The organism is Ewingella allii, assembly GCF_044430645.1.
Taxonomy (GTDB): domain Bacteria; phylum Pseudomonadota; class Gammaproteobacteria; order Enterobacterales; family Enterobacteriaceae; genus Ewingella; species Ewingella allii.
In genome coordinates, this window is sequence record NZ_JAWUDN010000009.1 from 14,056 (window position 1) to 25,843 (window position 11,788).

Below are 11,788 nucleotides of genomic sequence, written 5' to 3' on the forward strand. Positions count from 1 at the left end.
AGCAGCTTTCGCATTCCTTATCTTTAACTCATTGACCGGCATAGTAAAAATCCTCGCCTGATGGTGTCTGCATTATCAAACCAAACATACCAACATGACATTGTGGAATTTGTAAGTCTGCTGGAGACAGGGGGGCCATGAAGTTGAGTTAAATGACTGAATGAAAATGGATAAAGTAGACTTTAAGAGACTTGATTTTGGTGTCCCCTACAGGAATCGAACCTGTAACTAGCCCTTAGGAGGGGCTTGTTATATCCGTTTAACTAAGGAGACACGGGCGTCTTGGGAAAGCGCCCGCGTAGTATACTCGTTTTTGCCACAATAATAAGGCGTTAGGCGGTCGTTTGGTTGTTTCGTCGCCAGTTATTGCGCTTTCTGCTGGTTTTCTTGCTTGTTGTTGGCTCTCTTCTGCTGCTTGGCTTTGTTCTGGTTGCTCATGTCATTGCGGATTTGGGCATGGCTGATGAGCGCGAAGATAAAGGTGCCGCCGATGATATTCCCGGCGAGAGTCGGCAGGGCGAAGGGCCAGATGAACTGCTGCCAGGGGATTGCGCCGGTGAACACCAGATAGAGGATTTCTACCGAGCCGACCACAATGTGCGTCAGGTCGGCGATGGCCACCAGATAAGTCATCAGCATGATCACCCACACTTTTGCTGCACCCGCCGATGGCAGCATCCATACCATGGTGGCAATCAGCCAGCCGGAAATAATGCCGCTGACGAACATCGCCGTCGGGTCTTTCTTCATGATCTCCAGACTGATGCTGCGAAAGGCCGCGTCGGTATCGGCGTCGAAAAACGGCACCAGGTGGAAGGCCAGCGCGGCGCAGGCGCAGCCAATCAGGTTGCCACCGAGCACCCAGCTCCAAAGTCGCAGCAGCAGGGCGCTGTTTTTTAGCGTCAGCTTATGCATCACCGGCAGCACGGCGGTGACGGTATTTTCGGTGAAAAGCTGCTGGCGGGCCATGATGACAATAATGAAACCCGCGGTGTAACCAATGTTCTCGATGAAAAAGCGTTCCGGCGACTCCGGCAGGCGGGCGTGCAAAATGCCTTTGGCCATCATGGATGCGCTAATCGACAGCCCTGCGGCTACCGCCGACCAGAACAGCGCCAATCCATCGCGCTCCAGCTCCTTCTCTCCCTCTTGGCGAATCTGCTCGTGAACCGCCGCCGCGCGCGAGGGCAGGTTCTCTTCATCAACTTCAATCTCAGTGCCTTGCGCATGCTCCTCGCTGTCGACATCGTTCTCTACATTATGCTCTTTAATGGCTTGATTCATGGTGTTTCCCCAGAAGTTTTGCGAGGCATCGCGGAAAAATAAAACCGTTTTAAGCATAGGACAGGGATGGTAGTTATGCTGCAAGACAGACGGGTAGTGGCAGGAACCACTGCAACCTCTGGCTGCGACGCATAGGATGCTTATGATATGATGTACCCTTGTGAATTTTACGGGATATTCCGATGTTTGAAGCCGTTAACCTGAGCTGCGTGCGCGACGAGCGCCCCCTGTTTAGCGACCTGAGTTTCACCATCGAGCCCGGTGATATGGTGCAAATTGAAGGCCAGAACGGCGCCGGGAAAACCAGCCTGCTGCGGATTTTGGCCGGGCTTTCTTCACCGGACTCCGGCGAAGTGCGCTGGAAGGGTGAGAATACTCGCCGCCAGCGCGACCTGTTCCATCAGGATTTACTCTTTCTCGGCCATCAGCCGGGGATAAAGTCAGTACTCACTGCATATGAAAATCTGGCATTTTATCAGTCGGTTGACGGCAAAGTTGATGGCGATGCTCTGTATCAGGCCTTAGATAATGTCGGCCTGCTGGGCTATGAAGATGTCACCGTGGCGCAGATGTCCGCCGGGCAGCAGCGCCGCGTTGCATTAGCGAGACTATGGCTGACGCGCGCGCCGCTGTGGATCCTTGATGAACCACTAACGGCTATCGACAAGCAGGGCGTGGCGACACTTATCGACCTGTTCGAAATGCACGCCGGACGAGGCGGTATGGTAGTGCTTACTACCCACCAAGACCTACAGGGCGTGAGCCGCGACGTGCGCAAGCTCCGCTTGACTAACGCAGAACTGCTATGACTCGATTAGGGAAGTTGGTCTAATGTTTATTAAAGTCCTGCGCCGCGAACTGAAAATCGCTTTTCGTAAAAGTGCGGAAATCATCAACCCGCTGTGGTTCTTCATCATCGTGATCACCCTGTTTCCACTGGGGCTGGGACCGGAACCACAACTGCTGGCGCGCATTGCGCCGGGCATCGTCTGGGTCGCGGCACTGCTCGCCTCGCTGCTATCTCTTGAGAGGCTGTTTCGTGATGACTTCCTCGACGGCACGCTGGAGCAGCTACTATTGTTACCATCCCCGCTGGCACTCACGGTTCTAGGCAAAGTATGTGCTCACTGGGTGGTTACCGGGCTGCCGTTATTGATTTTGTCTCCGGTGATTGCCTTGCTGCTGTCATTGGATTTCAACACGTGGAAAGCCGTCGCGCTGACCATTTTGCTTGGAACGCCGACCCTGAGTTTTATTGGTGCCATTGGCGTGGCGCTGACCGTGGGCCTGCGTAAAGGCGGAGTGCTGCTGAGTTTGCTGGTATTGCCGCTGTATATTCCGGTGCTGATTTTTGCCACTGGTGCGATCGACGCCGCCTCTATGGGTATGCCGCTTGGCGGGTATTTGGCAATTCTTGGCGCGATGCTCGCGGGAAGTGCGACACTCGCGCCGTTCGCCACGGCGGCAGCTTTGCGAGTCAGCATTCACTGACCCGTCATACTTCGAGCTTCAGCTCGAAGTATGACGGGGCAATATTATTCCGATCAATTTGGCTAAATTTACCTGTAGTTACAAATTGGCAGAAAAAGCGCAACCTTTGACTAACATCACACTTCTCTATAGGGAACAATATAGGGAAGGGGTATTCAGTGCGAATAAATAAGTGCGGATAGAAACCGGTTCCATCTCTTACCGCGCAATAGGCCAATAACGGTCCACGCGCCCCAGTGAAAGTCTTTTTAGAGTGAGCAACGATAACAATGTGGAAATGGTTACATCAACTCGCGCGACCCGAGCGTCTTTACTCGGTCTGCGGCCGGTTTATTCCGTGGCTCGGCATTCTGGGATTAGCCTGTTTGCTAATTGGCTGGGTCTGGGGCTTTGGCTACGCGCCGCCTGATTACCAGCAGGGTAACAGCTATCGCATCATGTACATTCACGTTCCTGCGGCTATCTGGTCGATGGGGATTTACAGCGCGATGGCGATTGCTGCCTTTATCGGGCTGGTGTGGCAGATGAAAATGTCCGACTTAGCTCTGGCCGCCATGGCACCCGTGGGGGCAGTCTTCACCTTTATTGCGCTGGTCACCGGCTCCGCCTGGGGTAAACCTATGTGGGGAACCTGGTGGGTGTGGGACGCACGTCTGACCTCTGAACTGGTGCTGCTGTTCCTCTATTTAGGAGCCATCGCCTTATATCACTCCTTTGAAGATCGCCGCCTTGCCGGGCGCGCTGCGGGCATTTTGGTGCTGGTCGGTGTGGTCAATATCCCCATCATTCATTACTCGGTGGAGTGGTGGAATACCCTGCATCAAGGCTCGACCAACATGCAGCAAACCATCGACCCGAGTATGCGCTACCCGCTGCGCTGGGCCATCTTCGGCTATCTGTTCTTCTTTATTACGCTGACGCTAATGCGCCTGCGTAACCTTATTCTTATTCAGGAACGCCTGCGTCCGTGGGTGGCGGAACTCGTTAATAAGGAGCGCCGCTGATGAACGCCGCATTCTCAAGCTGGCAGGCATTCTTTGACATGGGCGGCTACGCCTTTTATGTCTGGCTATCTGTGGCCGCCACGTTGATTTCTCTGATTGCCCTAGTGGCGCACACCATGGTGCAGCGTCGGCAAATTCTGGCTGACGTTCGCCGTCGTCAGGCGCGTGAGAAACGCATTGTGCAATCCAAACGCAACGCTACTAATGAATCGCCAGCCGCGACGAAGTCGGCTGTTCCTCGGTTGAAACCGGATGCGTCCGGGGAGAAGTTATTGTGAATCCACGTCGTAAAAAGCGCCTTTCGCTGGCGCTGGTGGTGCTGGTCGGCCTTGGTCTGAGTATCTCTCTGGTGATGTACGCCCTGAGATCCAACATTGATCTGTTCTATACGCCAACCGAGATTCTGCAAGGTAAAGGTGAAAACCATGAGATGCCGTTTGTCGGCCAGCGCCTGCGCATTGGCGGCATGGTGATGCCCGGTTCGGTGAAGCGCGATGCCAAGAGTTTGCAGGTCAGTTTTAAAATTTATGACGCCCGTGGCGCGATTAGCGTGACCTACAACGGCATCCTGCCGGACCTGTTCCGCGAAGGGCAGGGCGTAGTGGCACAGGGTGTCATGGAAGCCGGTAACGTGGTCAATGCTCAGCAAGTGTTGGCGAAGCATGATGAGAAATACGTGCCGCCAGAAGTGGAAGATGCAATGAAAGATGATAACAAAGCCCCGGCTGCGGCCTACGCGGGTAACGATAAAGGAAGTGTTCGCTCATGATGCCGGAAATAGGAACCTTTTCCCTCTGTCTGGCTTTAGGTCTGGCGATACTCCTGAGTATTTACCCACAATGGGGCGCGGCGCGGCAAGATAACCGCATGATGGCGATGGCGCGCCCGCTCTCTTACGGCATGTTCGCCGCCATCACGCTGGCCTTTATCATTCTGGTTCACGCCTTTGTGGTGAACGACTTTACCGTCGCCTATGTGGCGAATAACTCCAACACTCGCCTGCCGGTCTATTACCGCATGGCCGCCACCTGGGGCGCGCACGAAGGCTCGCTGCTGCTGTGGGTGCTGCTGCTGAGCTGCTGGACGCTGGCGGTGGCGCTGTTTAGCCGCCGCATGCCGCAAGACGCCGTGGCCCGCGTGCTGGCCGTCATGGGGATGATCACAGCCGGCTTCCTGGTGTTTATCCTGCTGACTTCTAACCCGTTTATTCGCACTTTGCCGGGCTTCCCGGTGGACGGCAGCGACCTTAACCCCGTGCTGCAAGATATTGGGCTGATTTTCCACCCGCCATTGCTCTATATGGGATATGTCGGCTTCTCCGTGGCCTTCGCGTTTGCCATTGCCTCGCTGATAGCGGGCCGACTGGATACCGCGTGGGCGCGCTGGTCGCGACCTTGGACGACGGCTGCGTGGGTGTTCCTGACCATGGGCATCGTGCTGGGCTCGGCATGGGCTTATTACGAATTAGGCTGGGGCGGCTGGTGGTTCTGGGATCCGGTAGAAAACGCCTCGTTTATGCCTTGGCTGGCAGGCACGGCGCTGATCCACTCGCTGGCGGTGACTGAAAAACGCGGCACCTTCAAAGCCTGGACCGTGCTGCTGGCCATTACCTGTTTCTCACTTTGCCTGCTGGGGACCTTCCTGGTGCGCTCGGGCGTGCTGGTGTCGGTTCACTCCTTCGCCTCAGACCCGGCACGCGGCATGTTTATTCTTGCCTATCTGGTGATCATCATCGGCGGTTCGCTGCTGCTGTATGCCATCAAAGGGAACTCGGTGCGTGCGCCAAGCCGTCACGAACTGCACTCGCGCGAAAGCTATCTGTTAGGCAACAACGTGCTGCTGGTGGCCGCCATGCTGGTGGTGCTGCTCGGCACGCTGCTGCCGCTGATCCACAAACAGCTCGGCATGGGCAGTATTTCCATCGGTGAACCTTTCTTTAATACCATGTTTACTTGGTTGATGGCCCCGCTGGCCCTGCTGTTGGGCATCGGCCCACTGGTGCGCTGGCGTCGCGACGAGCCAAGCAAGCTGTGGCGTCGCCTTGGCGTGGCGCTCGTGGTGACTTTACTGTTGTCGATTCTGCTGCCTTGGCTACTGCAGGACAAAATTGTCGGTATGACGGTGGTCGGCCTGCTGATGTCGGTATGGGTGATTGTCCTCACTCTGATGGAACTGCACGAGCGCGCCACTCATCGTCACACCTTCTGGCGCGGCCTGACCCATCTTTCCCGTAGTCATTGGGGTATGGTGCTGGGGCATCTCGGCGTCGCCGTCACGGTGATTGGTATCGCCTTTAGCCAGAATTACAGCGTCGAGCGCGATGTGCGAATGAAGGCAGGCGACAGCGTGGATATCCACGATTATCACTTTGTTTTCCGCGACATGCGCGATATCCAAGGCTCCAACTATTCCGGCGGCGAAGCCAATATCGACGTCACCCGCAATGGCAAGCCTGTCACCACCTTGCATGCTGAAAAACGCTATTACAGCGTTGCGCACACCATGATGACCGAGGCGGCAATTCACGGGAATCTGGCGCGTGACCTGTATGCCGCGCTGGGTGAAGAGATGGACGACGGCTCTTGGGCCGTGCGCCTGTACTACAAACCTTTTGTGCGCTGGATCTGGCTCGGCGGCATCTTTATGGCCTTTGGCGGCGTGCTCTGTATTCTCGACCCGCGTTATCGCATGAGCAAAAAACTCAAGCGTCAGGGCAAAGCGGAGGCTGAAGAGGCATGAGTCGCAAACTGCTATTTATCCCCCTGGTGCTGTTTTTGGCGCTGGCCGCGGCCTTTATGGTGCAACTGACCCGTAACGCCAACGGCGATGACCCGACCCTGCTGGAGTCGGCGTTGATCGGCAAACCGGTGCCGGTATTTAAGCTGGAATCGCTGTCGCAGCCGGGCAAAACCTACGACCAGTCGGTGCTGCGCGACGGCAAGCCGATCCTGCTGAATGTCTGGGCGACCTGGTGCCCAACCTGCCGCGCCGAGCATGAATATCTCAATACGCTGGCGGTGAAAGGCATTCGCGTGGTGGGGCTGAACTATAAAGATGACCGGCAGAAAGCAGTTAACTGGCTGAATACGCTGGGTAATCCTTATGCGCTGAGCCTGTATGACGGCGACGGCATGCTGGGGCTGGACCTTGGCGTGTACGGCGCGCCGGAGACCTTCTTGATCGACGGTCAGGGCATCATCCGCTACCGCCATGCCGGTGATATGAATGCTAAAGTGTGGCAAAACGAAGTCCTGCCGCTGTACAAAAAATATGGCGGTGACGCATGAGAGCTGTCACTTCGCTTTGCGCACTGATCCTCGGCCTGAGCCTAAGTTGGGCGGCGTTTGCCGCCATTGACACTTACCAGTTCAAGTCAGAGGCGCAGGAGCAGCAGTATCGGCAAATCACCGAACAGCTTCGCTGCCCGAAGTGCCAGAACACCAGCATCGCGGCCTCGGATTCGATCATAGCGGCCGATATGCGTACCAAGGTTTATCAATTACTTAACCAAGGCCAAACGCGCGAGCAGATTGTGCAGTATATGGTGGCGCGATACGGTAACTTTGTGACCTACGAACCGCCAGTTACGCCTTCCACGCTTATTTTATGGCTGGGTCCTCTGCTGTTTGTACTGATTGGCGCGTCGGTGATCGTCATGCGCGCGCGTCGCCAGAATGGACAAACAGGGTCAGAAACATCGGTGAAACAGGGCGTGTCAGCGTCAGAGCTTTCAATAAAAGAACAACAGCGGCTGGCGCAGTTACTGACTGATGTCACGAAGACAGAGAGCGACGGGAAAGGATCATGAGTATTTTTTGGCTGACTATTGTAGTGATGCTTATTATCGCGCTGGCACTGTTTTTGGTGCCGGTGATGCGTCGCGACAGGGCAGAACACACGTCGCGCGATGTGCTGAACAAAGCTTTTTACCAACATCGTCTGAGCGAGCTTGAGCAAGACGAAGAGCAGGGCGTGGTTGACGAGCGCCCGCAGCATATTCGCGAATTGCAGGAAAACCTGCTGAGTGATATTCCCGAAGAGCAGCAGCGCGCCGCGCAGCCAATTGGCCGTTGGACGCTGGTGCCGGGCGCACTGTTACTCGTGCTGGTCACGCTAGGGTTCTACCTCTATTCCGGCGGTTTAACCCAGGTTAGCGCGTGGAATAATGTCATGCAGCGCATGCCAGATTTACGCCACCGCGTGGCCGATGACAATGCGCCAGCCTTAACCATGAATGACGTGCAGGATCTCGGCTTAGGGCTGCGTACCGAATTGCAGCGCGACCCGAACAATGCGCAAGACTGGATGATGCTGGGCCGCGTGGGGATGGCGCTGGATAATGCCAATACCGCGACGCAGGCTTTTGCCCATGCTTACCAGCTTTCGCCGAACAATATGGATATCAAGCTCGGATATGCGGAAGTGTTAACTCGCTCCGGCGATCCGCAAGATAACATTAGCGGCGGCAAACTGTTGCGCAGTATGCTGGAACAAAATCAGGGCAACCTACGCGTCCTGAGTTTGCTAGCCTACAATGAATTTGAGCAGGGGCATTATCCGCAGGCCATTGGTGCCTGGGAGCTAATGCTGAAGATTCTGCCAGCCGGGGATAAACGTGCTGAAATGGTTCGCGCCAGTATTGAGCAGGCGAAGGCCAAATCGGGGCAGAACTCCGCTAAATTGGCGGTTAACGTGACGCTATCTGATAACGCCGCGAAGAGTATTCCGCAGCAAGGCACGGTGTTTATTTCGGTCACCGATGGTAGCAGCCCAGTGCCGATTGCCGTGAAGAAACTGCCTCTAAGCCGCTTCCCGCTTGCCATGACAATGGATGATTCCAATGCCATGATGCCGGAAAGATTGCTTTCTTCGCTGCATCAGTTAAAAGTACGCGTTCGAATTTCACAAAACGGACTGGCAACGCCAGCCGCAGGTGACTGGTACGGCGACAGTCCGCTGACTGATTTTTCCGGCAATGGACAGGTCAGCATTGAGATCAATCAGCAGGTTCCCTGATAGCGGAACTGAAGAAAAATAGGGAGATATCCATGAACTTACGCCTGACTGGGCTGGCGTTTGCGACCGCGCTGCTGGTGGGTTGTGCCGGTACATCATCGGACAGCCAACCGCAGGGACGTTCTGATCCGCTTGAAGGTTTCAACCGGACAATGTTCGACTTCAACTACAACATCATGGACCCTTATGTTCTTCGTCCTGTTGCTGTGGCGTGGAGAAACTATGTGCCTGTGCCAGCGCGTAACGGGATGACTAACTTCTTCGATAACCTCGACGAACCTGCCAGCATGGTCAACGCCTTCGCACAGGGTGACCCATACCGTGCGATGATTCACTTTAACCGTTTCTTCCTCAACACCCTGCTGGGGATGGGCGGCCTGATTGACGTAGCGTCAATGGCTAACCCGAAACTGGCGAAAGAAGAGAAGCGCGGCTTTGGCACCACCTTGGCGCACTATGGCGTAGGCTACGGCCCATACGTGCAACTTCCGGCTTACGGCAGTTTCACCCTGCGTGACGAGGGCGGCGACACCGTCGATTACCTCTATCCGATGCTCAGCTACCTGACCTTCTGGATGTCGGCCGGTAAGTTCGTGCTTGAGGGCGTTGAGACTCGTGCTGAATTGCTCGACTCCGATCCTATCCTGCGTAACTCGTCTGACCCTTACCTGATGGTGCGTGAAGCTTACTTCCAGCGTCACGACTTCTTGGCCAGCGGCGGCAAGTTAACCCCGCAGAACAACCCGAACGCCGCAGCGATTCAGGATGATCTGCAAAGCATCGACTCAGCTAACTGATTCAGATGCTGCCCATAAAAAAAGCGCCTTTCGGCGCTTTTTTTGTGTCTGGCAATCAACAATCTACGCCAGATATTGCAAGCTGTAGCATTAGAAACTGTAGTTAAAGTTAGCACCGTACAGCATCGCGGTACCTTTGGCCTGGAACTCATAGTTCGGCACGCCATTAGCCACTTTCTCGCTGATGTTAACCGTCTGGCCGTGCATGTAAGACACACCCAGATCAACAGACGCATCTTTGTTAAACGCATAAGTGGTACCGGCGCTTATCCAGAAACGGTCTTGGTCAGGAATAGAGATGGTGCGGTTGTCTGCTGGAACCGGGCTATCGTCGAAGGCGATGCCGGTACGGAAAGTCCAGTTATCGTCATAGTAATAGGTGGTACCCAGCGCGATGCGGTAAGCATCGTGATAGTTTTCTTCTTTTTGGAACAGCGTCTGGCCGTTATTGCCAGTGGCTTTCAGCTCCTGGAATTCGCTCCAGCTGGTGTAAGCCAGGCTATAGTGAATCGCCCATTTCGGTGCCACTTTGTTATAACCTGAGATTTCCCACATTTCTGGCAAGTTCAGTGTCAAAGAGCCAGGAATAGTGCTGCCGCCGGTGCCGCCCGCCTGAACTGGGACGCTGTTGCGGTAATCGCCTTTAAAGTCGATATCCACTTTGGAACGGTAGGTGAAACCGTAGCGGTTATTTTCATCCACTTCATACAGGATACCGGCGTTCCAGCCATAACCCCATTCGTCACCTTTCAGGTGAGCAATCTCGGTTTTTGCCGGGAGCTGGCCGCGAGACTGAATTGGGCCAAGTTCACCCGCGGTACGGCTGATTTTCGCTTTGGCCCACACGGCGTCGAAGCCTAAACCTAAGCTGAAGTGCTCGTTAACACGGTACGCGGCGCTTAAGTTGTTGTTGATGGTGATCAGGTCGGTTTTGCCGCCTAAAGGACCTGCCGCGTAGTTGTCATTGAACTCGGTCGCCAGACCATAGTTGGAGGTGGAAGATGCTCCCAACGCCCACTTGTCGTTCAACGGCAGAATAAAGTGCAGGTTTGGCACCCACTGGTTTGGCGCGATGTTATCGGCGTCAGTGCTGTTGCCAGTGATTGGCGAGCGACCCGTAATGTTGACGTCAGGCGCGACGTAAATCGCACCGCCGGAGAAAGAAGGGCGATCAAACATGGTCATGGTTGCCGGGTTTCGGCTGCCAGATGCTGCGGTATCAGCAATGGCCCCTTCACCTGAAAACGAACGGCCAAGACCGGCTGCGGTGTATTCATTTAACTGAAAACCGGCCGCATACACGTTTGAGGAAACAATTGCCACTGCAGCTGCCAGAGCTGATCTTTTCAACAGGTTTTTCTGGTTCATGACCAAAACCTCAATTTTATGTTTTTATCAAACAATGTTACATCATGTAACAATGAGCGCGGGATTGTAGGGTTCGTTCTCAGTCTGACAAATCAGACCAGTGAGCGAAGTATAGGTCCGACCTGTACACATGTTGCAATGATGTTTCATGGATATTTCCAATTTGATGCCAGAAATTAGATCCGCTTAACAAAAAACATACAGCTCCGGCGGAACTTAATAACTTGGAAGATAAAAATTGGTGACATTTATAACCTTTTGAATTTATTTCTGTGATATTAGTCACTTAAAAGACACACAAAAAGTAAGTGCTAGGCGTAGCGGCTGAGCAGGCGTAAAATAGTGGATGAAAATACACCTTTGAATGACCAACAGGGCCGACCGCCAAGGCGTAAATTTGGCCCAGGAGAAGATTATGTCCGAAGCAACTTTGTCATCGAAATCCACCCAGCCTCTGCACTCCATTAACAAATGCGGCGCGGAAGAAACGGCGGCCTGCTGTTGCGTTGACGTCGGTACTATCATGGACAACACCGACTGCACCGCCTCCTACAGTCACGTTTTTGCCAACGAAGCCCAGGCCAATGAGATGTTAAATAGCCTGACCGCCAAAGCGCGCGCGGTGGAATCTGAGCCTTGCGTCATTGATAGCCGAATTGAAAAGGTTGAAGGCGGCGTTGAGCTGAATATCGACTTCACATTCTCATGCCAAGCTGAAACCATGATCTTCCAGCTAGGGTTGCGCTAAATCCAACCTGCAAAATTCTCTCAGTTCTCCAAGCCGCGACCCCTGTGTCGCGGTTTTTTTTTGCAGTCGCTCGCAGTTCC

At 54.4% G+C, this 11,788-nt stretch carries 13 protein-coding genes and 1 tRNA gene; 11 read left to right on the forward strand and 3 right to left on the reverse strand.

From position 1 onward, the window contains the following. Nucleotides 1-198: 198 nt before the first annotated feature. Nucleotides 199-273: transfer RNA gene (locus SBO83_RS17445), tRNA-Arg, on the reverse strand. A 90-nt stretch (nt 274-363) separates the two neighbouring features. Next, nucleotides 364-1,284: a formate/nitrite transporter family protein gene (locus tag SBO83_RS17450; RefSeq protein ID WP_396132380.1), complete on the reverse strand. Its 921-nt coding sequence runs from the start codon at nt 1,282-1,284 to the stop codon at nt 364-366. A gap of 182 nt (nt 1,285-1,466) precedes the next feature. Between SBO83_RS17450 and ccmA the strand changes: the two genes are divergently transcribed. From ccmA to mlaA, 10 genes are all read left to right on the forward strand, one after another. Then, nucleotides 1,467-2,093, forward strand: a complete 627-nt coding sequence (ccmA, locus tag SBO83_RS17455) for a cytochrome c biogenesis heme-transporting ATPase CcmA (protein ID WP_396132381.1) — start codon at nt 1,467-1,469, stop codon at nt 2,091-2,093. A 22-nt stretch (nt 2,094-2,115) separates the two neighbouring features. Further along, complete coding sequence (gene ccmB / locus SBO83_RS17460; RefSeq protein WP_353502819.1) at nt 2,116-2,775, forward strand: heme exporter protein CcmB; 660 nt, start codon at nt 2,116-2,118, stop codon at nt 2,773-2,775. Nucleotides 2,776-3,044: 269 nt separating this feature from the next. Next, nucleotides 3,045-3,779 carry a heme ABC transporter permease gene (locus SBO83_RS17465; protein WP_353502818.1) on the forward strand — a complete coding sequence of 245 codons (735 nt, stop codon included), beginning with the start codon at nt 3,045-3,047 and terminating at the stop codon, nt 3,777-3,779. Beyond that, complete coding sequence (gene ccmD / locus SBO83_RS17470) at nt 3,779-4,057, forward strand: heme exporter protein CcmD (protein ID WP_396132382.1); 279 nt, start codon at nt 3,779-3,781, stop codon at nt 4,055-4,057. The genes SBO83_RS17465 and ccmD overlap by 1 nt, the downstream gene beginning before the upstream one ends. Continuing rightward, on the forward strand, nt 4,054-4,548 hold the full coding sequence (ccmE, locus tag SBO83_RS17475; protein WP_396132383.1) for a cytochrome c maturation protein CcmE: 495 nt from the start codon (nt 4,054-4,056) through the stop codon (nt 4,546-4,548). Before ccmD ends, ccmE begins: the two co-directional genes overlap by 4 nt. Further along, entirely contained in the window at nt 4,545-6,518 is a 1,974-nt protein-coding gene (locus tag SBO83_RS17480; protein WP_396132384.1) for a heme lyase CcmF/NrfE family subunit, read from the forward strand. Before ccmE ends, SBO83_RS17480 begins: the two co-directional genes overlap by 4 nt. Further along, the gene (locus tag SBO83_RS17485; RefSeq protein WP_353502816.1) at nt 6,515-7,066 is read left to right on the forward strand and encodes a DsbE family thiol:disulfide interchange protein; all 552 of its coding nucleotides are present in this window, start codon (nt 6,515-6,517) and stop codon (nt 7,064-7,066) included. Before SBO83_RS17480 ends, SBO83_RS17485 begins: the two co-directional genes overlap by 4 nt. Continuing rightward, nucleotides 7,063-7,587, forward strand: coding sequence for a cytochrome c-type biogenesis protein CcmH (locus tag SBO83_RS17490; RefSeq protein WP_396132385.1), 525 nt, complete (start codon nt 7,063-7,065; stop codon nt 7,585-7,587). Before SBO83_RS17485 ends, SBO83_RS17490 begins: the two co-directional genes overlap by 4 nt. Next, complete coding sequence (gene ccmI, locus SBO83_RS17495; RefSeq protein WP_396132386.1) at nt 7,584-8,795, forward strand: c-type cytochrome biogenesis protein CcmI; 1,212 nt, start codon at nt 7,584-7,586, stop codon at nt 8,793-8,795. The genes SBO83_RS17490 and ccmI overlap by 4 nt, the downstream gene beginning before the upstream one ends. Before the next feature lie 32 nt (nt 8,796-8,827). Further along, nucleotides 8,828-9,592, forward strand: a complete 765-nt coding sequence (gene mlaA / locus SBO83_RS17500) for a phospholipid-binding lipoprotein MlaA (protein ID WP_034791886.1) — start codon at nt 8,828-8,830, stop codon at nt 9,590-9,592. 90 nt (nt 9,593-9,682) lie between these two features. On the opposite strand, the gene fadL is transcribed toward mlaA, so the two are convergent. Then, complete coding sequence (fadL, locus tag SBO83_RS17505) at nt 9,683-10,960, reverse strand: long-chain fatty acid transporter FadL (RefSeq protein WP_353502812.1); 1,278 nt, start codon at nt 10,958-10,960, stop codon at nt 9,683-9,685. 415 nt (nt 10,961-11,375) lie between these two features. Here fadL and SBO83_RS17510 point away from each other — a divergent pair, with 415 nt between their 5' ends. Further along, complete coding sequence (locus tag SBO83_RS17510; protein ID WP_353502811.1) at nt 11,376-11,708, forward strand: YfcZ/YiiS family protein; 333 nt, start codon at nt 11,376-11,378, stop codon at nt 11,706-11,708. Nucleotides 11,709-11,788 lie beyond the last annotated feature (80 nt).

Coding starts and splice junctions, on each gene's coding strand:
- SBO83_RS17490 (WP_396132385.1), top strand. CDS start 7,063: ATGAGAGCTGTCACTTCGCTTTGCGCACTGATCCTCGGCCTGAGCCTA.
- mlaA (WP_034791886.1), top strand. CDS start 8,828: ATGAACTTACGCCTGACTGGGCTGGCGTTTGCGACCGCGCTGCTGGTG.
- SBO83_RS17510 (WP_353502811.1), top strand. CDS start 11,376: ATGTCCGAAGCAACTTTGTCATCGAAATCCACCCAGCCTCTGCACTCC.
- ccmB (WP_353502819.1), top strand. CDS start 2,116: ATGTTTATTAAAGTCCTGCGCCGCGAACTGAAAATCGCTTTTCGTAAA.
- ccmA (WP_396132381.1), top strand. CDS start 1,467: ATGTTTGAAGCCGTTAACCTGAGCTGCGTGCGCGACGAGCGCCCCCTG.
- SBO83_RS17480 (WP_396132384.1), top strand. CDS start 4,545: ATGATGCCGGAAATAGGAACCTTTTCCCTCTGTCTGGCTTTAGGTCTG.
- ccmI (WP_396132386.1), top strand. CDS start 7,584: ATGAGTATTTTTTGGCTGACTATTGTAGTGATGCTTATTATCGCGCTG.
- fadL (WP_353502812.1), bottom strand. CDS start 10,960: ATGAACCAGAAAAACCTGTTGAAAAGATCAGCTCTGGCAGCTGCAGTG.
- ccmD (WP_396132382.1), top strand. CDS start 3,779: ATGAACGCCGCATTCTCAAGCTGGCAGGCATTCTTTGACATGGGCGGC.
- SBO83_RS17485 (WP_353502816.1), top strand. CDS start 6,515: ATGAGTCGCAAACTGCTATTTATCCCCCTGGTGCTGTTTTTGGCGCTG.
- SBO83_RS17465 (WP_353502818.1), top strand. CDS start 3,045: ATGTGGAAATGGTTACATCAACTCGCGCGACCCGAGCGTCTTTACTCG.
- SBO83_RS17450 (WP_396132380.1), bottom strand. CDS start 1,284: ATGAATCAAGCCATTAAAGAGCATAATGTAGAGAACGATGTCGACAGC.